Annotated in this window: 17 protein-coding genes; 14 read left to right on the top strand and 3 right to left on the bottom strand. The window is 63.0% G+C overall.

What is annotated here, in order from left to right; translation table 11 throughout:
* Position 1: 1 nt before the first annotated feature.
* The 6 genes from WH265_RS09955 (at position 2) to WH265_RS09930 (ending at position 9597) form a co-directional block, all read left to right on the top strand.
* Positions 2-2821, top strand: coding sequence for a site-specific DNA-methyltransferase (locus WH265_RS09955; protein ID WP_339558167.1), 2820 nt, complete (start codon positions 2-4; stop codon positions 2819-2821).
* Between the two features lie 259 nt (positions 2822-3080).
* The gene (locus WH265_RS09950; RefSeq protein ID WP_339558166.1) at positions 3081-5195 is read left to right on the top strand and encodes a UvrD-helicase domain-containing protein; all 2115 of its coding nucleotides are present in this window, start codon (positions 3081-3083) and stop codon (positions 5193-5195) included.
* A 248-nt stretch (positions 5196-5443) separates the two neighbouring features.
* Positions 5444-5986, top strand: a complete 543-nt coding sequence (locus WH265_RS09945; protein ID WP_339558165.1) for an isochorismatase family protein — start codon at positions 5444-5446, stop codon at positions 5984-5986.
* A 249-nt stretch (positions 5987-6235) separates the two neighbouring features.
* A complete protein-coding gene (locus WH265_RS09940; RefSeq protein WP_339558164.1) occupies positions 6236-7192 on the top strand; it encodes a sulfurtransferase in 957 nt (318 codons plus the stop codon).
* 91 nt (positions 7193-7283) lie between these two features.
* A complete protein-coding gene (locus tag WH265_RS09935; RefSeq protein WP_339558163.1) occupies positions 7284-8564 on the top strand; it encodes a YeeE/YedE family protein in 1281 nt (426 codons plus the stop codon).
* A 169-nt stretch (positions 8565-8733) separates the two neighbouring features.
* Positions 8734-9597 (top strand): methylglyoxal synthase, encoded by an 864-nt coding sequence (locus WH265_RS09930; protein WP_339558162.1) that lies wholly within the window; start codon positions 8734-8736, stop codon positions 9595-9597.
* A 19-nt stretch (positions 9598-9616) separates the two neighbouring features.
* Here WH265_RS09930 and WH265_RS09925 read toward each other — a convergent pair whose 3' ends face one another.
* Together WH265_RS09925 and WH265_RS09920 are read right to left on the bottom strand one after the other, a co-directional pair.
* Positions 9617-10015, bottom strand: a complete 399-nt coding sequence (locus tag WH265_RS09925; RefSeq protein ID WP_339558161.1) for a VOC family protein — start codon at positions 10013-10015, stop codon at positions 9617-9619.
* A 150-nt stretch (positions 10016-10165) separates the two neighbouring features.
* Positions 10166-11773, bottom strand: coding sequence for an alkaline phosphatase D family protein (locus tag WH265_RS09920; RefSeq protein ID WP_339558160.1), 1608 nt, complete (start codon positions 11771-11773; stop codon positions 10166-10168).
* A gap of 306 nt (positions 11774-12079) precedes the next feature.
* Between WH265_RS09920 and WH265_RS09915 the strand changes: the two genes are divergently transcribed.
* From WH265_RS09915 to WH265_RS09905, 3 genes are all read left to right on the top strand, one after another.
* Positions 12080-13441, top strand: coding sequence for an aspartate aminotransferase family protein (locus WH265_RS09915; protein WP_339517010.1), 1362 nt, complete (start codon positions 12080-12082; stop codon positions 13439-13441).
* Positions 13442-13683: 242 nt separating this feature from the next.
* Positions 13684-15201: a CoA-acylating methylmalonate-semialdehyde dehydrogenase gene (locus WH265_RS09910; RefSeq protein ID WP_339517011.1), complete on the top strand. Its 1518-nt coding sequence runs from the start codon at positions 13684-13686 to the stop codon at positions 15199-15201.
* Positions 15202-15290: 89 nt separating this feature from the next.
* Positions 15291-16223: an IclR family transcriptional regulator gene (locus WH265_RS09905; RefSeq protein WP_339558159.1), complete on the top strand. Its 933-nt coding sequence runs from the start codon at positions 15291-15293 to the stop codon at positions 16221-16223.
* 62 nt (positions 16224-16285) lie between these two features.
* Here WH265_RS09905 and WH265_RS09900 read toward each other — a convergent pair whose 3' ends face one another.
* The gene (locus WH265_RS09900; RefSeq protein ID WP_339558158.1) at positions 16286-17539 is read right to left on the bottom strand and encodes a Zn-dependent hydrolase; all 1254 of its coding nucleotides are present in this window, start codon (positions 17537-17539) and stop codon (positions 16286-16288) included.
* A gap of 161 nt (positions 17540-17700) precedes the next feature.
* Here WH265_RS09900 and WH265_RS09895 point away from each other — a divergent pair, with 161 nt between their 5' ends.
* The 5 genes from WH265_RS09895 to WH265_RS09875 all read left to right on the top strand — a co-directional run bounded on the left by WH265_RS09895 (position 17701) and on the right by WH265_RS09875 (position 23463).
* The gene (locus tag WH265_RS09895; protein ID WP_339558157.1) at positions 17701-19371 is read left to right on the top strand and encodes an ABC transporter substrate-binding protein; all 1671 of its coding nucleotides are present in this window, start codon (positions 17701-17703) and stop codon (positions 19369-19371) included.
* Between the two features lie 126 nt (positions 19372-19497).
* Positions 19498-20448: an ABC transporter permease gene (locus WH265_RS09890; RefSeq protein ID WP_339536744.1), complete on the top strand. Its 951-nt coding sequence runs from the start codon at positions 19498-19500 to the stop codon at positions 20446-20448.
* Positions 20449-20475: 27 nt separating this feature from the next.
* Complete coding sequence (locus tag WH265_RS09885; RefSeq protein ID WP_116925396.1) at positions 20476-21378, top strand: ABC transporter permease; 903 nt, start codon at positions 20476-20478, stop codon at positions 21376-21378.
* A 3-nt stretch (positions 21379-21381) separates the two neighbouring features.
* Entirely contained in the window at positions 21382-22431 is a 1050-nt protein-coding gene (locus tag WH265_RS09880) for an ABC transporter ATP-binding protein (protein WP_339558156.1), read from the top strand.
* A 15-nt stretch (positions 22432-22446) separates the two neighbouring features.
* Positions 22447-23463: an ABC transporter ATP-binding protein gene (locus WH265_RS09875; RefSeq protein ID WP_339558155.1), complete on the top strand. Its 1017-nt coding sequence runs from the start codon at positions 22447-22449 to the stop codon at positions 23461-23463.
* The last annotated feature ends 12 nt before the right edge of the window (positions 23464-23475 follow it).

Here is a 23475-nt window from a genome sequence, read left to right as displayed (position 1 = left end):
GATGGCTACCAAGAAGAACACCCCGCTGAGCGTTGAAACGTTGAAGCACGAAGACGCCACCCGCAAGAACATCCCAACGGCCGAGTATCAGTCGGTCATGAAGAAGGAGCAGCAGAGCCCGGTGCGTGTGGCGTATCCGCGTGAACGCGAAGGTCGCAACCGCGATCTGGACCCGCAGCTGCTTTGGCGCGGGAAGGACGAGCAGGATTGGTCAGACCTCGTGGTGCATGCGCCGCCGCTATACATCCAGGAGAAGGTGCACCCCAAGGTTTTGATCGACGATCTGAAGAGGCAGACCGAACGTGCGCAAGGCACCGAGGCACCGCAGGTCGACATGTTTGCTGACTTCAACGGCCTACCCAATGAGGACGCCAAAACCGAGTTCTACGCCCATGACGCGCATTGGGCCAACCGCATGATATTGGGTGATAGCTTGGCAGTGATGGCTTCGCTGGCAGAGCGCGAAGGGCTGCGCGGTAAGGTGCAGTGCATCTACTTCGACCCGCCCTATGGCATCAAATTCAATAGCAATTTCCAGTGGAGCACGACCAGCCGTGATGTGAAGGATGGCAACGCGGGGCACATCACGCGCGAACCAGAGCAGGTAAAAGCGTTTCGAGATACATGGCGGAATGGCATCCATTCATACTTGACCTATCTTCGGGATCGGTTAACGGTTGCTCGCGACCTCCTGAACGATAGCGGATCGATATTCGTGCAGATTGGCGAGGAAAATGTGCATCGTGTCCGAGCTTTGATGGACGAGGTTTTTGGCGAGGAAAACGCTGTCGCCGTAATTGCCTTCAAAAAATCAGGGGCGTTCGACACCAACTACTTGCAGTCAAACTTCGATCACATAGTGTGGTTCGCGAAACGCAAGTCAGTACTGAAGTTCCGCTCGGTTCCGGATGTCAAGGAATTTTCCGAGGCTGATATCGCATTCTTTGACACTGTCGAGCGAGGACCGTTTGATAGGGCGCTCGTCCGCGACCTAGATTTCGACGATCCAACCATGGTAACGAAGCTGGGTGAGCCGATTGCACGCAATCCCCTTAACTCAGACGGTTGGGTTGATTCATTGGGCTACTCATATGAATTTGAAGGTACCAGCTATACGGTACCGAAGAATCGGCATTGGACGACTACTCAGCGCAACATGAACCGCCTCGCGCGGGCAAACCGACTGATACGAAAGGGCAACACACTCCGCTTTGCTCGTTTCTGGAAAGACTACGTCACCCAAAAGCGAAATAATGTGTGGCTTGATACGGCCGGGGGCGGATTTGTAGGCGATGCGCGGGTTTACGTCGTTCAGACCGACACCAAGGTAGTACAACGCTGTCTTTTGATGTGTACTGACCCGGGCGACCTTGTTGTTGATCCTACATGTGGCTCAGGTACAACCGCTCACTCTGCTGAACAATGGGGGCGTCGCTGGATTACCATCGACACTTCACGTGTGGCGCTGGCCTTGGCGCGTGCCCGTATTATGGGCGCCCGCTACCCCTATTACCTACTGGCCGACAGCCGAGACGGGCAAATCAAGGAAGCCGAGGTCACGCGCAGCGCCCCGTCGAGCGCGCCTACACAGGGCAATGTGCGCCAGGGCTTCGTCTACGAGCGGATGCCGCACATTACGCTGAAGTCCATTGCCAACAATGCCGAGATTGACGTCATCTTTGACAAGCATCAGTTGCTGTTGGAGCCGCTGCGCGATCAGCTCAACCAGGCATTGAGCAAGGCTTGGCCTGAATGGGAAGTACCACGTGAAGCGGATGCGAAGTGGCCGGACGAGGCCAAAACGCTGCACTCCGATTGGTGGAAGCAGCGCATCGCCCGTCAGCAGGAGATCGATACATCCATAGCCGCCAAGGCAGAGTTCGAGTTCCTCTACGACAAGCCGTACGAGGACAGGAAAAAGGTCCGCGTAGCCGGACCGTTCACGGTTGAAAGCCTGTCACCGCACCGCGTGCTTGGTGTCGATGAAAACGACGAGTTGATCGACCCCAACGACCCGAAGGTGGCCGAGCAGCAGGCCGAATACAACGCCGTGCGCAGCTTCGTTCAGATCATTCTTGAAAACCTCAAGAACGCTGGCGTGCAGCAGGCCCACAAGGAAGACAAGATCGCCTTTACTTCGCTGGTGCCGTGGCCCGGTGATCTAGTTTGCGGCGAAGGTTTGTATGAAGACAACACGGGCGAGAAGCGAGCAGCGATCTTCATAGGACCGGAGTTCGGCACGGTGTCTCGACCTGACCTTGTTTCCGCCGCGCGCGAGGCTGGAGACGCTGGCTTCGACGTATTGATTGCTTGCGCGTTCAACTATGACGCGCACTCGTCAGAGTTCGAGAAACTGGGCCGTATCCCTGTGCTGAAGGCTCGCATGAACGCCGACCTGCACATGGCTGAAGACCTCAAGAACACCGGTAAGGGCAACCTGTTCGTGATCTTCGGCGAACCTGACATTGACATTCTCGATGCCGCCGAGGGCCAGGTTTGCGTCAAAGTCAACGGCGTGGATGTGTTCCATCCCAACACCGGTGAGGTGCGCAGTGATGGCGCCGACGGCATCGCTTGCTGGTTCATTGACACCGACTACAACGAAGAAAGCTTCTTCGTGCGCCATGCCTACTTCCTAGGTGCTAATGACCCTTACAAGGCTCTCAAGACAACGCTGAAGGCCGAGATCAATGAAGAAGCCTGGGCGACCCTAAACAGCGACACGTCGCGCCCATTCGATAGACCAAAATCCGGCCGCATTGCTGTGAAGGTGATCAATCATCTGGGCGATGAAGTGATGAAGGTATTCAAGATCGCATGATTTCGTACAGCCGATTGATAGCGCCCGCAACTGGTGCTTCTGCGTTAGCAGACGTGGTGGCTGCTGGCTTGCCCATTCCGCCTATACAGCGGAGATGCATCTTCTGCGACAGACAATGGGAGAACTGTCCAAGTGATCATCTTCGAAAACGAAGACCCGCCTTCGGACCTTGGTGCAGACGCGAACATCATCCTATTCATGGGCACGTCATGGACGTCAGGGTCCATCCCCAAAAGCGTCTGACTTAAGGAGAAATTCTGTGGATTTCCGGATCGCCGATACTTTTACCGACAGCCTCGCGAAACTTACAGGGGATGAGCAGAAGGCTGTGAAGACTACAGCGTTTGACTTGCAGTTGAACCCTGCTCATCCGAGCATGAGCCTGCACAGGATTGAGCAATCGAAAGACAAGAATTTCTGGTCGGTCAGGGTCAGCAGCGACATTCGCCTGATCGTACACAAAACTGCCACCAGTTTCCTACTCTGCTATGTCGATCACCATGACAAGGCCTATAAATGGGCCGAGCGTCGAAAGTTGGAAGTGCATCCCACGACAGGGGCTGCACAGTGGGTCGAGATTCGAGAACGCTATGAAGAAATCGTAGTTCGCATTGGCGAAGTGGTTGCAGTTCCTTATGGTGGCAAATCGAGCGCATCAAAGCCTCTTCGCGAGCCAAAGGCATTGTTCGGAGGAGTCTCTGATACAGAGCTGTTGAGCTACGGCGTTCCGCCCGAATGGCTGGCTGACGTTCGCGAGGTGGATGAAGACAGCCTGCTGGTGCTGGCTGACCATCTTCCTGCCGAGGCTGCCGAGGCCCTGCTGGAGTTAGCAACAGGCGGCATGCCGAAGCCAGTTGTGGCGATCCAACCAGGTGCCGATCCATTCAGCCACCCGGATGCGCAACGCCGATTCCGGGTAATGAAGGATGTCGAAGAGTTGGAGCGTGCGCTCGACTTCCCGTGGGAGAAATGGACTGTCTTCCTTCACCCTGCACAGCGGCATTGGGTAGAGCGCGACTACACCGGACCAGCGCGTATCTCCGGCTCGGCCGGTACCGGCAAGACCATTGTGGCATTGCATCGCGCGGTTCACTTGGCTCGCCACAACCAAGACAGCCGGGTACTGCTGGCAACGTTTTCCGAAACCTTGGCCAGTGCGCTGGCCACCAAGCTGCAAAACCTGATTAGCAATCAACCGAGGCTTGCCGAGAGGCTTGAAGTCCAGTCCATGTCGGCCATTGGCGCGCGCTTGTATGCAGCGCAATGGGGTAAGCCGAAACTTGCATCTCAAACTCAGATCATTCGGATGTTGCTTGACTCGGCAAAGGTCGACCCGACTTTGAAGTTCGGCCTACGTTTCCTGCTCGGTGAGTGGAATGATCTTGTAGATGCTTGGCAGCTGAAGACCTGGGAGGCCTACAGGGATGTGAAGCGACTAGGGCGAAAGACTCGGCTTTCTGAGTCTCAGCGTGTCGCCCTGTGGGCTGTTTTCGAGCGAACGCAAGATACGTTGAAACAAGCAGAACTGATCACTCATGCAGAAATGTTCAGTCGCCTGGCAGAGAGAGCTGCGACGCTGCCGCATCAACCCTTTGACTTTGTGGTGGTCGATGAATCGCAGGACGTGAGTATTGCGCAGCTCAAGTTTCTGGCGGCTGCAAGCACAAGCAATGGAAAAGTCCGACCTAACAGCTTGTTCTTCGCCGGTGATCTGGGGCAACGCATTTTCCAGCAACCATTTTCTTGGAAATCATTGGGTGTGGATGTTCGTGGGCGATCACGCACGCTGAACATCAATTACCGGACCTCTCACCAAATTCGAGTCCAAGCGGATCAATTGTTGGGGCCTGATGTTTCAGACGTCGACGGTAACACCGAAGACCGTCGCGGTACTGTGTCAGTCTTCAATGGGCCAGCTCCCGACATTCGCTCATTCAAGTCCGAGGTGGCTGAGTGTAAAGCAGTTACTGCATGGCTTATTGAGCGGGTGAAAGAAGGACTGGCCCCACACGAGTTGGGCGTCTTTGTTAGGTCAGAGCCTCAAATCTTACGCGCGGTGGCCGCCGTCACAGCGGCAGACATTCCGTTCAGCGTACTGGACGAGCATGTGGAGACAACAAATGGACAAGCCAGTGTCTGCACCATGCACTTGGCAAAAGGTTTGGAGTTCCGTGCGGTGGTTGTGATGGCCTGCGACGACGAGGTGATTCCATTGCAGGAACGCGTCGAGGCAGTCACGGACGACGCCGACATTGAAGAGATCTACAACACCGAACGCAACCTCTTGTATGTGGCCTGCACACGGGCGCGGGATCGGCTTCTGGTGGCGGGTGTCAGCCCTGTATCGGAGTTCCTGGAGGATCTTCGGGGATAAGGAGATCTACGCTCATGGCTACGGTTTTCTTGCGTTAGCCGATGGTATGAATCCAGCGAAGATGCTAACAACCAACACCTATTCTAGAGTTGCGGTAGTACCTCGCTGCTGTGCTTGCACGCTTTTTGCTCAATTCGTAATTTCAGCAAGAAAAATTTAAATGTATTTCTAAGGTAACCACCTTTTCAAGCTCCATATCCTCATCAAAATTTCTGTGCAAGACTTGGTCCCCGAGCGACAGATCCCTTATGCCCACAGCCCTCCTCCTCATAGACATCCAACAATCCCTCTGCACCGGCACCAACGCCGCCTGGGACTGTCCCACCCTGATTGCCCGCATTAACCAGGTCACCACCGCCGCGCGCCAAGCCAAAACGTCCATCATCTGGGTGCGCCACGCCGAGCCTGGCCTGGAAGCCGGCACGCCCGGATGGCAGCTGGCCGATGGCCTGCAGGTGGAGAGCACCGACCTGACCCTGGACAAAACCACCGGCGATGCATTCTGGAAGACCGACCTATTGCCCATGCTGCAAAACCTGGGCGTGCAGGAGCTGGTGATTGGGGGCATGCACACGGAGTACTGCGTGGATGTGACCACGCGCGCCGCGTTGCGCCATGGCTACCCTGTTGTGCTGTTGGAGGATGCGCACACCACTTGCGGCAATGCCGCCGTCACGCCGCAGCAGGTGATTGCGCACCACAACATCACCCTTAGCAGCACCAGCAGCTTTGGGCCGCGTGCGCGGCTGCAGACGGCGCAGCAGTGGGCGGATTCGGTCAGCCAGGCTTGAGAAACCCGGCTTGGCTGGGGTTAGCCCAAGGGGTTAGGGAGGCGTTCTAGCTCCCAAAGTGGAAGCAGCCCAGCCCAGTTCAGGCTGGCGCTGCACCGATGTCGTTCATGCTTGGCCCCTGTCAAGCGCGCAGATCACATATGCATCTGCGCATTCCTCAGTTGGAGTAGCTGCTTGCAACCGGCACAGTGCAAGCAGGCCCTGCCGTGATGGCAGCCTTTTCTCCCATGACCTGAAGGACGACACAGCATGACTATCCGCACAGCAGCGCCTTGGCGCGTTTTGATTGCCGGCACCATCGCGGCAGCCGTTTGGGGCGCGAGCCCTGCCTTTGCCAATACGCCGCAGGCGGTGCCTGCGGGCGCGCTGGTCAGCACCGAATGGCTGGCGGCCAACCTGCAGCGGCCCGATGTGCGGGTGATCGAGGTCAGCGTGAACCCGGGGTTGTATGAGCGGGCGCATATTCCGGGTGCGGTCAATTTCTCCTGGCACAACGACCTCAATGACAAGGTGCGCCGCGACATTGTCAGCAAGGAGGCGTTTGAGCAATTGCTGTCCAAGGGCGGCGTGAGCGACAACACCACCGTGGTGCTCTACGGCGATACCAACAACTGGTTTGCGGCCTGGGGCGCCTGGGTGTTTGATGTGTATGGCGTCAAGAACGTGAAGCTGCTCGATGGCGGCCGCAAGAAGTGGGAGGCCGAGAACCGTGCGCTGAACAACCGCGCGCCGGACTACGCCGCCACCACCTACCGTGTGGGCCAGGTCAACACCGATTTGCGCGCCCGCCTGGGCGATGCGCTGGCGGCGGTGGAAGGCAAGGGCGCCACGCAGCTGGTGGATATCCGCTCGGCCGACGAATACCAGGGCAAGGTGTTTGCACCTGCCGGCGTGCCCGAGCTGTCGATCCGCGCGGGCCATATCCCTGGCGCAGTGAATGTGCCCTGGGGCAAGGCGGTCAATGAGGACGGCACCTTCAAATCGCGGGCCGATCTGCAAAAGCTCTATGCCGATGCCGGCATCGACGGCAGCAAGCCCATCATCACCTACTGCCGCATTGGCGAGCGCAGCAGCCATACCTGGTTTGCGCTGAGCAAGATCCTGGGCTACCAGGTGAAGAACTATGACGGCTCCTGGACCGAATACGGCAACAGCGTCGGTGTGCCGATCAACAACCCGGCCGGCACGATCTGGGCAGCCAAGTAAGCCGATTCTTTGGTGTATTGAATGTCTCCGCATGGGCTCGGTCCTGTGTTCACTGCCCGCCTTGCGCGGGCATTTTTTTGGATGTAATGCCATGACTGATTCCAGTGGGAGTTTGGGAGTTGCGGGCACTGCTGCCGGGCAGCGCGCGGCCGGGGCTGCCAGCGCTGCGAGCGCTTATTGGCAGCCGGTGGCAGCCGTGGTGCTGCTGCTGGCGCTATGGCTCTTGCAGCAGGCCTTGCTGCAGCGCGATGGCGGGCGCACCCTGGTGTTTGCGCTGGCCATTGGGCTGGCGCTGGGCGTGGTGCTGCAGCGCTCGCGCTTTTGCTTTTACTGCCATGCGCGCGATTGGCTGCAACGCGATGACCCGCGCGGGATTTTGGCGATCATTCTGGCGCTGGCCGTGGGCGTGGTGGGCATGACCGTGGTGCAAAGCAGCTGGGTGCCCCACCCGCAGGGGGGGCAGTTGCCGCCGGATATGCACATTGGCCCGGTGAGCTGGGTGCTGGTGCTGGCGGGCCTGGCGTTTGGGGCGGGCATGCTGGTGTCGGGCTCCTGCATCAGCGCGCACTGGTACCGGCTGGCGGAGGGCTCGGCCGCATCGCCGTTTGCGCTGCTGGGCACGGCGCTGGGTTTTGCCTTGGGCTTTCAGACCTGGAACCCGCTCTACAGCCTGGCGGTGGCCGATGCGCCCGTCGTCTGGCTGCCGCAGCACCTGGGCTATGGCGGCGCGCTGCTATTGCAGCTGGGCGTGCTGGCGGCTTGGGCCGCTTGGGTGTGGCAGCGCCATGTGCAGCAGCGCCAGCGCAGTTTGCCGCTGCCTGCAGTACCCGCAACGGCTGCGCCGCGCAGCGTGACTGCGCTGTGGCGCAGCCTGTGGCAAGGGCGCTGGAACTATGCCTTGGGCGGCCTGCTGGTCGGCCTGATCGCCACCGCCGCCATTGTGCGCATGCGGCCGCTGGGCGTGACGGCCTTGCTCGGCAGCCAGGTGCGCGGCGCGTTGCAAGGCCAGGGCTGGGTGCCTGAGCGGCTCAATGGCCTCGATGGCTTTGCCGGCTGCGCTACCTTGCCGGCAGCCACCTGGGCCACGCCCAATGCGCTGGTGCTGCTGGGCTTGCTGGCCGGCGCGTTTATCGCCGCTTTTGCCAGTGGCCAGTTCCGTCCGCGCCTGCCCACCGGGCGCGATGCGGGCCGGGGTTTGCTGGGCGGCGTGCTGCTGGGCTGGGGCGCCATGACCGGTATTGGTTGCACCGTGGGCACCTTGCTGTCGGGCGGCATGGCGGGTGCGCTGAGCGGCTGGGTGTTTGGTGCGGCCATGCTGCTGGTGCTGTGGCTGGGGTTTCGGCTGCAGACCTGGTGGGCGAGCCGGGCTTGATGGGGCAGGGTGCTCATGCCAGGTAAAAGGCGGTTGCTTGGCTGTGACCCGGGGGCTTGGTGCTATGGATTTGGTAGTGCATTGAGCCCCTGCGCCAGTCGGCTGTCACACCCGAGCTGTGGTTTTGGCGCTATATTTCCAGTCGCTTGCCACACCCACGGGATCGACCATGCTTTTAGGCCTTGCCGCCAACCGTTTGCACCACCAGAACGAGGATGCTGCACTGTTCAGCTTTTTGCGCGCCTGCGAGCAGGGGATTCGGGAGCTGAACATCGGGTTCCATGCGGTGGGCCGCACCTATGACGCGATTGCAGCGGCAGAAATGCTCAAAGGCTACAAGGGCATGGTGCGCTACCCCTATGGCCGCGAAGGCGGGCTGATGAAGCTGGTGGCCGAGGTGGTGGGCATGCCGGGCGACAACCGCGTGCTCGACGGCGCTATCTACCTGATCGACCCAGTGGACCCGTCCTCGATCTTCCCCGAGGCGCTGGCCTTGAAGCGCCAGTGCGTGATCCACGGCAAACCCTTTATCTCGACGGCAGCCAGCGCGCGCGACTGGGTGGAGATGGAGCGCATCCACGCCGGACTGGCGCCCGACCGCCAGGCCGACCGCCTGCACGACTATGGCAACCAGACCCTGGCGCTGATCGCCCACGATGCGATGAAGCCGGCGATGCTGGACTTTTGCGAGCGCAATTTTGCGCTGCTCTCGCGCTACCGCCGCCGCGTGGGTACCGGCACCACTGGCCAAAAGCTCAACGAGCTGGCCTGGAGCAAGGGCTGGCCGGCGGACAAGCCCTGGGTGGACCGCTTCAACAGCGGCCCACTCGGGGGCGATGCGCAAATCGCCGACCTGGTGCTGGAGCGCCGCTGCCAGCGCGCGATCTTCTTTGAAGACCCGCATGTGGCCCGCCAGCATGAGGCCGATATCCAGCTGCTGGAGCGGGCGGTGACGACCGTCACCCAGGAGGTGGTGTGCATGACCTCGCCAGCGGTGGCCCAGCGCTGGTGCGATGCGGCGGTCAAGCGCTAACCAAGCCCTACCTCTTCAGTCACTGCACCTCGTTGGCGACCTCGATCAGGTTCTCATCGGGGTCGTAGAAATACAGCGACTGCAGCGTGGCCTGCGCACCGGTGGCCCGCACCGGCCCCTGCACGATGGCGACCTGCTCGCGCTGCAGGTGGGCGATGACATCGGCCAAGGGCATGCGGGTCAGAAAGCAGACATCGGCAGAGCCAGGGGTTGCATGCTTCACGTTCGGGTCGACGACATGGCCGATCTCATGCAGGTTGATCTTTTGCCGGCCAAAGTGCAGCGCATGGCGGCCAGGCTTGAACTCCTGGGCCTCCATGCCCAGCACCCGCTCGTAAAAGGCAATGCTGCGCGGAATGCTGTGCACGGTGAGCACCAGGTGGTCCAGGGCATCGACCAGAGCGGTGGTGGTAGGCATGGGGCTTGCTCCAAAGGTGGACTCCAGGGGGCAGTATGCGCCCAAGCTGGGCGGTGCTCTGTGCTGCGCGTTGCAAGCGGTGGCCCATGCCAAAGAGCCGCAGCGCCCCATGGCGTCTGCGGCTGACCGTTATGGCGCGTGGCCCGTGGCTCAGGCCTGCTGCGGCGCCAGCGTCTTGGTGTAGAGCGCGGCGCCGTTGAGGTCCTTCAGCACCACGGTCAGTGCCCGGCTTTGGTGGTCAATATCGAGCTGGCCAAAGAACTGGTAGCCCTCGCTGGGGGCGGAGTTGGCCTTGGGCGGCGCCTTGTGAAAGACAACATCGAGGCCAAAGGTCTGGTCGGCCTCGTTGGGTCCAAAGCCGCCGGCATTGAGGGGGCCGGAGACAAATTCCCAGAACGGTGCGAAATCCTTGAACTGCGCGCGCTCGGGGCTGTAGTGGTGGGCGGCGGTGTAGTGCACATCGGCGGTGAGCCAGACCACGTTGTCGATGCCTGCATCCTTGATGCCCTTCAACAGGCGTGCCATCTCCAGCTCGCGCCCCTTGGGCACGCCGTGCTCGCCATTGGCAATGGCCTCCCATTGGTCGCGGCCTTGGGCGTCCTTGCCGTCGGGCACAAACAGGCCGATGGGCATGTCGGCGGCAATCAGCTTCCAGGTGGCGGTGCTGGCCTTGAGGCCGGCCAGCAGCCAGTCGAGCTGGGGGCGGCCCAGAAAGTCGGTCTCGGCGCTTTCGGCGGCCTGCATGTTGTGGCTGTTGGGGCCACGGTAGCTGCGCATGTCCAGCACAAAGATATCGGCCAGCGGGCCTTGGGGCAGGTGGCGGTAGACGCGCTGCTGCTCGGCCGCACCAAAGGGGCGCATGGGCGCGTATTCCATAAAGGCGCGGCGGCCCCGGGCCGTGAGCAGCTGCACATTCTTTTCGGTATAGCGCTTGTCGTTGGCCACGCTCTTGCTGTCCGAGTAGTTGTTGGTGACCTCATGGTCGTCCCACTGCCAGATCTGCGCCACCTCGCTGCCCAGCGCGCGCACATGGCGGTCCATCAGGTTGTAGCGGTAGCGGCCCCGGTACTCGTCCAGCGTCTCGGCCACCTTGGCGACCTGGGGCGTGACCAGGTTCTTCCAGGTGCTGCCATCGGGCAGCGCGACGGTCTCGGCGATGGGGCCATCGGCATAGATGGTGTCGCCGCTGTGCAAAAACACATCGGGGTTGGCCTTGCGCATCTCGTCATAGATGCGCATGCCGCCGATGCCCTCGTTGATGCCAAAGCCCTGGCCCACGGTATCGCCGCTCCACACCAGGCGAAAGGGGCGGGTGGCAGGGCCCTGGCTGGCCAGCGGGGTGCGGAAATGCCCCAGCACCGCCGGGCTGCGGGTGTTGCTGCTGGCCAGGTCATCGAGCAGCACGCGGTAGAAGATGTCCTGCCCGGCGGGCAGGCCCTGCAGATCGATGCGGCCGGTGCCATCGCTATCGGGCAGCAGGTCGGGCCCGCGCACCAGCGTGCTTTGGGCAAAGCTACTGGTGGTGGACCATTCCACGCGCATGCGCGCCTCGCGGCTGGCCCGCGCCCAGACGATGGCGCTGTGGGCCAGCACATCCCCGCTTTGCAGGCCCGACAGCAGCATCGGCCGCGCGGCATCCTGGGTGATGGCCGCGGGGGCCGTTTGCGCGCGCAGGATGCCGGGCAGCAGGCCCGTGCCGGCAATGGCGCTGGAAGAGAGCAGAAAGCGGCGGCGGGCGGAAGGGTCGTGGGAGGTCATGGTGGCGGTACCGGTGGCAGCAAAAAACGCCACGATAGCCAGGGCCTGTGACACCGGGATGAAGCATGAAACAGCGTGTTAACGCTTTCTGCTTCAACGATTAAAGCTATATTATTAGTAGCATTTTCTATGCTGGACAGCAGCAGATGCAGCGACGGCTGGCTGCATTTTGCGGGCTTGTGTGAACGGTATTACTTGCGGAATTCAGCAAGTGAGCTTTGATATCTCATTCTTTGAATAAGCATCCTCGCACCCCACAATGGCGTATCAACACCGGTAGCCGCTAAGCGGATTCAAGGAGCAGACATGAGCTTTGTGCAGATTGACGATACGACGGGCAGCACGCAGCTGCGCACCGATGCGGCCTGGCTGGACGCACACTGGATGCCCTTTACCGGCAACCGCAACTTCAAGGCCAAGCCGCGCATGATCGTCAGCGGCCAGGGCGCCTACTACACCGATGCCGATGGCCGCAAGATTTTTGACGGCCTCTCGGGCCTGTGGTGCTCGGGCATTGGCCATGGCCGCAAGGAAGTGGCCGAGGCGATTGGCAAGGCGGCGCTGCAGCTCGACTACGCACCGGCTTTCCAGTTTGGCCACCCGGCCTCGTTTGCGCTGGCCAACAAGATCAAGGAACACACGCCTGCGGGCCTGGACCATGTGTTCTTCACCGGCTCCGGCTCGGAAGCGGCCGACACCTCGCTCAAGATGGTGCGCGCCTACTGGCGCTTGAAGGGCCAGGCCGGCAAGACGGTGCTGGTGGGCCGCGAGAAAGGCTACCACGGCGTGAACTACGGCGGCATCTCGGTGGGCGGCATTGCCGGCAACCGCAAGATGTTTGGCCAGGGCATTGTGGCCGACCACCTGCCCCACACCCAGCCACCGGCCGGCACCTTCCAGAAGGGCATGTCCGATGAAGGCGGCCGCGCGCTGGCCGACAAGCTGCTCGATGTGATCGCGCTGCATGACGCGAGCAATATCGCGGCGGTGATCGTCGAGCCGTTCTCGGGCTCGGCTGGCGTGGTGATCCCGCCCAAGGGCTACCTGGAGCGCATCCGCGAGATCTGCACGCAAAACGGCATTCTGCTGATTTTTGATGAAGTCATCACCGGCTTTGGCCGCTGCGGTGCCTGGACCGGCGCCGAAGCCTTTGGCGTCGTGCCCGACATCATGAACTTTGCCAAGCAGGTGACCAATGGCGCCCAGCCGCTGGGCGGCTGCGTGGTCACCAAGGACATCTACGACACCTTCATGGCCGCAGGCGGCCCCGAGTACATGCTGGAGTTTGCCCACGGCTACACCTACTCGGCCCACCCGGTGGCCTGCGCGGCTGGCGTGGCGGTTATGGACATTCTGGAAAAAGAAGACATGCCCGGCCGCGTCAAGGCGCTGGCGCCGTACTTTGAAAACGCGGTGCACAGCTTGAAGGGCGCCAAGCACATCGCCGACATCCGCAACTACGGCCTGGCTGCTGGCTTTACGATTGCCGCGCTGCCCGGCGAGCCGGCCAAGCGCCCCTATGAGATCGCGATGAAGTGCTGGGAAAAAGGCTTCTACGTGCGCTATGGTGGCGACACCATCCAGCTGGCGCCGCCCTTTATCAGCGAAAAGGCCGAGATCGACCGCCTGATCAATGCGCTGGGTGACGCGCTGGCTGAGACCAACTGACACGTGTAAGAGCTATTTGCTATCTGGCGTCCTATGGGGCCCTTTGCAGAACCCTCGCCCAATGGGATGGACGCGGATCGGGATGAGACGCAAGGCGTCTTTCGCAGTCAATAGCGAGCTATTGACAAGGAAGACAACGCAGCGGATCGCCCGAGTCCGTGTTCAGACCAAGGCAGGGAGTTTTGCAAAGGGCCCCTCGTGGCGCCGGTGCTGTTTTTGAATTGCATCCAAGAGAGACTGACATGAACCACGACAAGAATGTGACGGCCACGGTAGGCCATTTGATCGACGGCAAGATCGTGCACGATGGCGGCCGCACGCAGCCGGTGTTCAACCCGGCAACGGGCCAATCGACGGTGAGCGTGGAGCTGGCCAGCAAGGCCACGGTGGAGGCCGCGATTGCCTCTGGCGAAAAGGCCTTCCCCGCCTGGCGCAATACGCCGCCGCTCAAGCGCGCGCGCATCATGGGCCAGCTCAAGGTGCTGCTGGAGCAGAACGCCGACAAGATCGCCGCGATGATCACCGCCGAGCATGGCAAGGTGCTGGCCGATGCGCATGGCGAGCTGCAACGCGGTATCGAGAACGTCGAGTTCGCCAGCTACGCGCCCGAGCTGCTCAAGGGTGAGCACAGCCGCAATGTAGGCCCCAATATCGACAGCTGGAGCGAGTTCCAGGCGCTGGGTGTGACGGCGGGCATCACGCCCTTCAACTTCCCCGCGATGGTGCCTTTGTGGATGTGGCCCATGGCCGTGGCCTGCGGCAATACCTTTGTGCTCAAGCCCTCCGAGCGCGACCCGACCAGCGCGCTGTACATTGCCCAGCTGGCGCAAGAAGCCGGCCTGCCACCGGGCGTGCTCAACGTCGTCAATGGCGACAAGGAAGCGGTCGACACCCTGCTGCATGATCCGCGCGTCAAGGCGGTGAGCTTTGTCGGATCGACCCCGATTGCCGAGTACATCTACGGCGAAGGCTGCAAGAGCGGCAAGCGCGTGCAGGCGCTGGGCGGTGCCAAGAACCATGCGGTGGTGATGCCCGATGCCGACATCAGCAACGCGGTGACCGCGATGATGGGCGCCGCTTACGGCAGCTGCGGCGAGCGCTGCATGGCCGTGCCGCTGGTGGTGGCCGTGGGCGACGAGGTGGCCGAGCAGATGATTGCGGGCCTCAGCGCCGAGATCGCCAAGATGAAGGTGGGCCCGGGCACCGACAACGGCAATGACATGGGGCCGCTGATCACCAAGCCGCATTTCGAGAAGGTCAAGGCCTATGTGGACAGCGGTGTGCAAGAGGGCGCCAAGCTGCTGATCGACGGCCGCAGCCTGCAGGTGGCAGGTCACGAGGAAGGCTACTTCCTGGGCCCGTGCCTCTTCGACAACGTGCGCCCCGGCATGAAGATCTACCAGGAGGAGATCTTTGGCCCGGTGCTGGGCATTGTGCGCGTCAAGACCTTGCAGGAGGCGATGGACCTGATCAACGCGCACGAGTACGGCAACGGCACCTGCATCTTCACCCGCGATGGCGAAGCAGCCCGCTACTTCAGCGACCATATTCTGGTGGGCATGGTCGGCATCAATGTGCCGCTGCCCGTTCCCGTCGCCTACCACTCGTTCGGCGGCTGGAAGCGCAGCCTGTTTGGTGACCTGCACGCCTACGGGCCTGATGCTGTGCGCTTCTACACCAAGCGCAAGACCATCACCCAGCGCTGGCCCAGCGCCGGTGTGCGCGATGGCGCGGTGTTCAGCTTCCCCAGCAGCCGCTAAGACCTGGATGCAGCCGCCCCGCGAAGGGCCAGGCTGCAAGTTGGTGCGTTTCTTGCGAAGGCTGAGGCATTGCCCCCAGCCTTTGCACCATGCGCACCAGCACCGCCCACCGCCGATCGCCGGACACCGCCGCTTCAGCTGAAGCCGCAGCCCGCAGCACCTCCCCCAGCACGCCACCGGCATACCCACCGGTGGCGGCTTTGTCTGCGGCTGTGCCCGCACCGAATCCCACGCCGGTGCCCACGTCCGATCTCCCATCCGACAGCCTGTTCAACCTCTCGCTGGCCAAGGGCCTGCAGGTGCTGTGTGCCTTCAACGCCGCGCACCGCAGCATGACGCTGGCCGAGATTGCGCAGGCCGCAGGCATGACCAAGGCTTCGGCCCAGCGCTCGGTGCATACCTTGCAGGCGCTGGGCTATATCGGCAAGCACCCGAGCACGCGGCGCTTTGTGCTGCTGCCGCGTGTGGTGGAGCTGGGCTTCAACTACCTGGAGGCGCACCCGATGATCAGCGCCGCCCACACCTATCTGGCGCAGCTGGCGCGGCAAAGCGGCGAGACGGCGACCCTGTCCGAGCCGGCGGGCACGCACATGGTCTACCTGGCCCAGGTGCTGACGACCCAGCACATCCCCGTGCTGACACCGGTGGGCACCCAGGTGCCGCTGTATGCCAGCAGCTGCGGCCGCGCCTACCTGAGCCAGCTGCCTGCGCCAGAGGCGCGCGCGCTGCTGCAACAGGCCCCGATGCCCGCGCGCACCCGCGCCACCTTGACGACGGTGGATGCCGTCATGGAGCGCCTGGCGCAGTGCCAGCAAACGGGCTATGCCACCAACTGCGAAGAGCTGTTTTTGGGCGACATGGGCATTGCCGCGCCGGTGTTCAATGCACGCGGCGTGGTGGTGGGCGCCATCCACCTGGCGCCCCCCACCAGTCGCTGGAACATGGCCGATGCCCAGCAGGCGCTGGCGCCGCTGGTGATTGAATGTGCGCGGGCAGTGTCGCAGCTATTGCCGGCTGACTAAAAAAACGCGGAGCCCGAGCGCTCCACGTTCTTCTACCGCTTTGATGGCCTTTCTGCGCCGTATCAGGCTACACCGGCATGCGCCAGCATCGCATGCAGCAGCACATTGCAGCCAGCGGCCAGGTGCTCGGATTTGGCGTCCTCGATCTCGTTGTGGCTAATGCCATCCTTGCAGGGCACAAAGATCATCGCGGTGGGTGCCACGCTGTGCACATAGACGGCGTCATGCCCGGCGCCGCTGACGACCTCCATGTGGTCGTAGCCCAAGGTATCGGCCGCGCCGCGCACGCTGGCCACGCAGTCGGGGTGGAAGATGCAGGGCGCAAAGCGCACCACCTGCGTGATCTCCACCTGGCATTGGCACTGGGCGGCCAGCCGCGCAAACTCGGCGCGCATGGCGGCGTCCATCGCATCCAGCCCGGTCTGTGAAAGGTTGCGAAAGTCGACGCTGAACTTCACCTGGCCGGGGATCACATTGCGGGAGTTGGGCAGCACCTGCAGATGGCCGACGGTGCCGCGCCCGTGCGGTGCCTGGTCCAGCGCAATGCGGTTGACGGCATCGACCATGCGGGCGGCGGCGAGCATCGCGTCATGGCGCAGGTCCATCGGTGTGGGGCCGGCATGGGCGTCCATGCCGGTGACGGTCACGTCATACCACTGCTGGCCCAGCGCGCCGCTGACGATGCCAATCGGCTTGTCATAGGCTTCCAGCACTGGGCCCTGTTCGATATGCGCTTCAAAGTAAGCGCCAAAGGCACCCCCGGGCACATCGCCGCAGGCCACATCGCCCAGGTAGCCGATGCGGGCCAGCTCAGCGCCCACGGTAATGCCTGCACCATCTTGTTGCGAGCGGATGTGGTCTGCACCAAAAATTCCCGCAAATGCACCAGAGCCCATCATCACCGGCGTGAAGCGCGTGCCTTCCTCGTTCATCCAGAAGGCCACTTCCAGCGGCGCGCGGGTCTGGATGCCATGGCTGTTGAGCGTACGCACCACCTCCAGGCCGGCGAGCACGCCGTAGTTGCCATCGAACTTGCCGCCGGTGGGCTGGGTGTCGATATGGCTGCCGGTGGCCACGGCGCGTGCCTGCGGATCGGTGCCGGGGCGGCGGCCAAACACATTGCCCACTTCGTCCACGCGCACCTGCAGGCCTGCGTCGCGGAACCATTGCACGACCTGGTCACGGCCGGCCTTGTCCTCGTCGGTCAAGGCAATGCGGCAGACACCGCCCTTGGGCGTGGCCCCTATCTGGGCGAGATCCATCAGCGATTGCCAGAGGCGGTTTTCATCAATGCGCAGGCTGTCTATGGGGGTCATGCGGGTACTCCTGGGTTGAGGCGATCAATGCGCAGAGCGTTCGCATAAAGCATGCCAAAAATATCGATGAATCAAACACTTGTATCGATTATCGATATGCGTGATGTGGCACGCAGATTGCTTTGGACTTGTCATCCCCCACTCCTTGGAAAGGTCCTGTGATGCAAGCGTCTTCCGGTTTCTCCGTCTCCCGTCCCGCGCTCAAAAGCCTGGCTCTGGCTGTCACCCTGGCGCTGGGCGCTGGTGCTGCCATGGCCCAGGAAAAGGTGCTGCGCATTGCAATGACTGCGGGCGATATCCCGCGCACCTCGGGCCAGCCCGACCAGGGTTTTGAGGGCAACCGTTTTACCGGCATCCCGATGTATGACGCGCTGACCCAGTGGGACCTGAGCAAGGCCGACAAGCCCAGCGAGCTGGTGCCGGGCCTGGCGCTGTCCTGGGAGGTGGATGCCAAGGACAAGACCAAGTGGCTGTTCAAGCTGCGCCCCGGCGTGAAGTTCCACGATGGCAGCGCCTTCACGGCCGATGCCGTGGTCTGGAACGTGAACAAGGTGCTGGACAAGGAGGCCGAGCAGTTTGACCCGGCCCAGGTGGGCGTGACCGCATCGCGCATGCCTACGCTCAAGTCCGCCAAGAAGATCGATGACCTGACCGTCGAGCTGACCACCACTGAGCCCGATTCCTTCCTGCCGATCAACTTGAGCAATCTGTTCATGGCCTCGCCCGCGCACTGGGCCAAGAAGCTGGCTGCAGTGCCGGCCTCCGTCAGCGGCAAGGCCGAGCGCAGCAAGGCCGCCTGGACGGCGTTTGCCGCCGACCCATCGGGCACCGGCCCCTTCAAGGGCGCACGCCTGGTGCCGCGTGAGCGCTTTGAGATGGTGAAGAATGCCAGCTACTGGGACCCCAAGCGCACGCCGACCATCGACAAGGTGGTGCTGCTGCCGCTGCCCGAGGCCAACTCGCGCACCGCTGCGCTGATGAGCGGCCAGGTGGACTGGATCGAGGCACCGGCGCCCGATGCGCTCGATGCCATCAAGGCACGCGGCTTCAAGGTGTATTCCAACCTGCAGCCGCACATCTGGCCTTGGCAGTTTTCCTTTGTTGAAGGCTCGCCCTGGCTGGACAAGCGCGTGCGCCATGCCGCCAACCTCTGCGTGGACCGCGCCAGCATGAAGCAGCTCTTGAATGGCCAGATGGAGCCGGCCACCGGCATCTTCGAGCCCGGCCACCCCTGGCGCGGTAGCCCCAGCTTCCAGATCAAGTACGACGTGAAGGCCGCCCAGGCGCTGATGACGCAGGCCGGTTTCAGCGCCAGCAAGCCGATCAAGGTGAAGATCCAGACCTCCGCCTCGGGCTCGGGCCAGATGCAACCGTTGCCGATGAACGAGTTCATCCAGCAGAACCTCAAGGAATGCTTCTTTGATGTCGAGTTTGATGTGGTGGAGTGGAACACGCTGTTCTCCGGCTGGCGCCTGGGCGCCAAGGACCCGGGTGCCAACAAGGCCAGCGCCACCAATGTGACGGCGGCCACCATGGACCCCTTCTTTGCGATGGTGCGCTTTGTCAGCACCAAGTCCTTCCCGCCGCTGTCCAACAACTGGGGCTTCTACAGCAACAAGCAGGTCGATGCGGTGGTGGACAAGGCCCGCACCACCTTTGATGCCAAGGAGCGCGACAAGGCCCTGGCCGAGCTGCACACCCTGGTGGTCGATGAGTCGCCCTTCCTCTTTGTGGCACACGATGTGGGCCCACGCGCCATGTCGGCCAAGGTCGGCCATGTGGTGCAGCCGCAAAGCTGGTTCATCGATATCGCGACGATGACGATGAAGTAAGCCGGGCGTCCCCGGGCATGCAGACCGGTGCTGAGACACCGCTGCATGCCGGGCGCAGGCCGATGGCCCAAACCGCCAGTGCGACCCCGCATGGTCCGCTTCTCCCCCACGAACCTCTGATCCGCCATGCTTGCCTACCTGTTCAGACGCATTGTCTACACCCTGCCCATCATGCTGGGCGTGGCCCTGCTGTGCTTTGCCCTGGTGCATATCGCGCCCGGCGACCCTCTGGTGTCGGTCTTGCCCGCCGATGCATCAGCCGAGCTGCAGGCCCAGATGCGCGAGCTCTACGGCTTTAACCGGCCGCTGCCCGAGCAGTTTCTGCGCTGGGTCTGGCGCGCGCTGCAGGGCGATCTGGGCCAGTCGATTGCCACCAGCCGGCCGGTGACCACCGAGGTGATGGCCGCCGTGGTCAACACCTTGCGCCTGGCCGTGGTGGCGACCTTGATCGGCTTTGTGCTGGGCAGCCTGTTTGGTTTTGTGGCGGGGTATTTCCGCAACTCCTGGGTGGACCGCAGCTGCTCGATGCTGTCGATGCTGGGCGTCAGCGTGCCGCACTACTGGCTGGGCATGGTGATGGTGATCGTCTTCTCGTCGCAGCTGATGTGGCTGCCAGCGACGGGCGCGGGGCCAGGTGGCTCGGGCGACTGGGCCTGGGACTGGGCGCATGTGCAGTTCATGGTCCTGCCGGCCATCACGATGTCGGTGATCCCCATGGGCATCATTGCGCGCACCGTGCGGGCGCTGGTAGCTGAGCTGCTGGACCAGGAGTTCATCCTCGGCCTCAAGGCCAAGGGCCTGGGCCATCTGGGCATCTTCCGCCATGTGCTCAAAAATGCAGCGCCCACGGCGCTGGCGGTGATGGGCCTGCAGCTGGGCTACCTGCTGGGCGGCTCCATCCTGATCGAGACCGTGTTCTCCTGGCCAGGCACCGGCTTTTTGCTCAACCAGGCCATCTTCCAGCGCGATCTGCCGCTGCTGCAGGGCTCCATCCTGGTGCTGGCCGTTTTCTTTGTGCTGCTCAACCTCATCATCGATGTGGTGCAGACCCTGCTCGATCCCCGCATCGCCCGCTGAGCGCAGATTTCTGGAGGTTCCGTCCCCATGACCAGTCTTTCCCTTCCCGATGCAGCAGCGGCCCAGGTGCAGCCGCTGCCGGCCCAGCGCTCACGCGGCTATTGGTCCTCGGTGCTGCAGCGCCTGCTGCGCGACCCGGTGGCCATGGGCGCGGCCGCCGTCATTGTGCTGCTGATTGTGGTGGCGGCGCTGGCGCCCTGGATCACGCCGTCCGACCCCTACCTGGCCTCGATGCTCAAGCGGCTCAAGCCTATTGGCACCGCGGGCCTGCCGCTGGGCAGTGATGAGCTGGGCCGCGACATGCTCTCGCGCCTGATGATGGGCGCGCGCCTGTCGCTGTTCATGGGCATCACCCCGGTGCTGCTGGCCTTTGTGATCGGCACGGGCATCGGCATTGTGGCCGGCTACGCCGGTGGCCGCACCAACACGGTGATCATGCGCACCATCGATGTGTTCTACGCCTTCCCCTCGGTGCTGCTGGCCATTGCGCTGTCGGGTGCACTGGGCGCGGGCATCTTCAACTCGCTGGTGTCGCTGACGATTGTTTTCATCCCGCAGATCGCCCGCGTGGCCGAGAGCGTGACGGCCCAGGCCCGCAACCGCGACTATGTGGAGGCCGCGCGTGCCACCGGGGCCAGCGCCTTCACCATCGTGCGGGTGCATGTGCTGGGCAATGTGCTGGGCCCCATCTTTGTCTACGCCACCAGCCTGATTGCGGTGTCGATGATCCTGGCCTCGGGCCTGTCGTTTCTGGGCCTGGGTGTGAAGCCGCCCGAGCCCGAATGGGGCCTGATGCTCAACACCTTGCGCACGGCGATCTACACCCAGCCCTGGGTGGCGGCCTTGCCGGGGCTGATGATCTTCATCACCTCCATCTCCTTCAATCTGCTCTCCGATGGCCTGCGCACGGCCATGGACAACAAGGGGTAAGCCATGCTCCAGCCTTCTTCTTTAGCCCCGGCCGCCACCCTGGCCGCCGATGTGGGTGGCCCGGCCCAGCCGCTGCTGACGGTGCGCGGTTTGACCAAGCATTTCCCGCTCAAGCAAGGCAAGCTGGTGCGCGCTGTCGATGGCGTCGATTTCGAGGTGCTCAAGGGCGAGACCCTGGGCGTGGTGGGCGAGTCCGGTTGCGGCAAGTCGACCACGGCGCGCCTGTTGATGCACCTGATGGACCCGACCGCCGGCGAGCTGGTGTTTGACGGCCGCACGGTGGGATCGCGCGACCTGAGCCTCAAGGAGTTTCGCCGCCAGGTGCAGATGGTGTTCCAGGACAGCTATGCCTCGCTCAACCCGCGCCTGACGATCGAGGACTCGATCGCCTTTGGCCCGCAGGTGCATGGCGTCTCGCGCAAGGAGTCGGTGGCCCGCGCCCACCACCTGATGGACCGGGTGGGCCTGGCGCCGGCCCGCTTTGCCGAGCGCTACCCGCATGAGCTCTCGGGCGGTCAGCGCCAGCGCATCAACATTGCGCGCGCGCTGGCCTTGCAGCCGCGCATGGTGATCCTGGATGAAGCCGTCTCTGCGCTCGACAAATCGGTCGAGGCCCAGGTGCTGAACCTGCTGGCCGATCTGAAGCGCGAGTTTGGCCTGACCTATGTCTTCATCAGCCATGACCTGGGCGTGGTGCACTACATCAGCGACCGGGTGATGGTGATGTACCTGGGCCAGGTGGCCGAGATTGGCCCCTCGGATGCGCTGTTTGCCGCGCCGGCCCACCCCTACACCAAGGCCTTGCTGTCGTCGGTGCCGTCGATGGACCCGAGCAACCGCACCCTGGTGGCCCCGCTGGCCGGTGACCCGCCCAACCCCATCAACCCGCCCACGGGCTGCCGCTTTCACCCGCGCTGCCCGCAGGCGGCGCCGGTCTGCGCCCAGGCCGCGCCGGCCGTTACCCCGGTGCAGCTGCACCATGCCGCGCGCTGCCTGGTGCATGAGCCCGGCAGTGGCCATCCCCTGGCCGCCGCTGCTGCGCTGGCCGCCTGAACCCGGAGCACCACGATGAACACAGCCTCTCTTCCCCTGGTCCAGATCCAGGACCTGAATGTGCAGTTTGCCAGCGGCAAGAAAGTGGTCCAGGCAGTCAGTGGCGTGAGCCTGTCGGTCGCCAAGGGCGAAGCGGTGGCGCTGATTGGCGAATCGGGATCGGGCAAGAGCGTGACCCTGCGCAGCCTGCTGCGCCTGCACCCCGAGCGCAAGACCACGATGAAAGGCCAGATCCGGGTCGCGGGCCAGGATGTGCTGGCGCTGCGCGGCGGCGCGCTCAACGACTTTCGCGGCAAGACCTGCGCGATGATTTTTCAGGACCCCTTGCTGGCGCTGGACCCGGTCTACCCGGTGGGCGCGCAGATTGTCGAAGCGATACGCCGGCACGAGCGCGTGAGCCACAGCGAGGCGCAGCAGCGCGCGCTGGCGCTGTTTGAGCGGGTGCGCATTCCCAGCCCCGAGCAGCGCCTCAAGGCCTACCCGCATGAGATGTCGGGCGGCATGCGCCAGCGGGCCATGATTGCGCTGGCCCTGGCCTGCAACCCGCAGGTGCTGCTGGCCGATGAACCCACCACCGCGTTGGATGCCACGGTGCAGATCCAGATCCTGCTGCTGCTGCGCGAGCTGCAGCGTGAGCTGGGCCTGGGCATTGTGTTTGTGACCCACGACATTGGCGCGGCGGTGGAAGTGGCCGACCGCATTGCGGTGATGTATGCGGGCCGCATTGTGGAAGAGGGCACGGCCGAGCAGCTGATCCGCAGCCCGCGCCACCCCTACACCATGGCCTTGCTGCAAAGCCGATCCCATGGCGCGATGGAGCGCGGCCAGCCGCTGCAGACCATTGCTGGCGCGCCGCCCGATCTGACCGCCATCCCACCGGGCTGCGCCTTTGCGCCGCGCTGCAAGCTGGCCACGGCCGCCTGCCTGCAAGCGGTGCCGGAGCCCGTCACGCTGGCGCCTGGCCATATGGCGCGCTGCGTGCACACTGCAACGGCGGCTGCCTTTGCCCCCAACGTGCTAGCCGCTGCTTAGAGCGCGTTTTAA

Origin of the sequence: Comamonas sp. MYb396 (assembly GCF_037479555.1) — a bacterium.
Classification (GTDB): domain Bacteria; phylum Pseudomonadota; class Gammaproteobacteria; order Burkholderiales; family Burkholderiaceae_C; genus Comamonas.
Note: the sequence above shows the minus strand (reverse complement) of the source record. Positions and strands in the feature narration are given on the sequence as shown.

Bases quoted from the DNA above. Each gene is read 5' to 3' on its own strand.
- WH265_RS09955 (WP_339558167.1), top strand. From the start codon at position 2: ATGGCTACCAAGAAGAACACCCCGCTGAGCGTTGAAACGTTGAAGCAC.
- WH265_RS09945 (WP_339558165.1), top strand. From the start codon at position 5,444: ATGCCCACAGCCCTCCTCCTCATAGACATCCAACAATCCCTCTGCACC.
- WH265_RS09940 (WP_339558164.1), top strand. From the start codon at position 6,236: ATGACTATCCGCACAGCAGCGCCTTGGCGCGTTTTGATTGCCGGCACC.
- WH265_RS09935 (WP_339558163.1), top strand. From the start codon at position 7,284: ATGACTGATTCCAGTGGGAGTTTGGGAGTTGCGGGCACTGCTGCCGGG.
- WH265_RS09930 (WP_339558162.1), top strand. From the start codon at position 8,734: ATGCTTTTAGGCCTTGCCGCCAACCGTTTGCACCACCAGAACGAGGAT.
- WH265_RS09925 (WP_339558161.1), bottom strand. From the start codon at position 10,015: ATGCCTACCACCACCGCTCTGGTCGATGCCCTGGACCACCTGGTGCTC.
- WH265_RS09920 (WP_339558160.1), bottom strand. From the start codon at position 11,773: ATGACCTCCCACGACCCTTCCGCCCGCCGCCGCTTTCTGCTCTCTTCC.
- WH265_RS09915 (WP_339517010.1), top strand. From the start codon at position 12,080: ATGAGCTTTGTGCAGATTGACGATACGACGGGCAGCACGCAGCTGCGC.
- WH265_RS09910 (WP_339517011.1), top strand. From the start codon at position 13,684: ATGAACCACGACAAGAATGTGACGGCCACGGTAGGCCATTTGATCGAC.
- WH265_RS09905 (WP_339558159.1), top strand. From the start codon at position 15,291: ATGCGCACCAGCACCGCCCACCGCCGATCGCCGGACACCGCCGCTTCA.
- WH265_RS09900 (WP_339558158.1), bottom strand. From the start codon at position 17,539: ATGACCCCCATAGACAGCCTGCGCATTGATGAAAACCGCCTCTGGCAA.
- WH265_RS09895 (WP_339558157.1), top strand. From the start codon at position 17,701: ATGCAAGCGTCTTCCGGTTTCTCCGTCTCCCGTCCCGCGCTCAAAAGC.
- WH265_RS09890 (WP_339536744.1), top strand. From the start codon at position 19,498: ATGCTTGCCTACCTGTTCAGACGCATTGTCTACACCCTGCCCATCATG.
- WH265_RS09885 (WP_116925396.1), top strand. From the start codon at position 20,476: ATGACCAGTCTTTCCCTTCCCGATGCAGCAGCGGCCCAGGTGCAGCCG.
- WH265_RS09880 (WP_339558156.1), top strand. From the start codon at position 21,382: ATGCTCCAGCCTTCTTCTTTAGCCCCGGCCGCCACCCTGGCCGCCGAT.
- WH265_RS09875 (WP_339558155.1), top strand. From the start codon at position 22,447: ATGAACACAGCCTCTCTTCCCCTGGTCCAGATCCAGGACCTGAATGTG.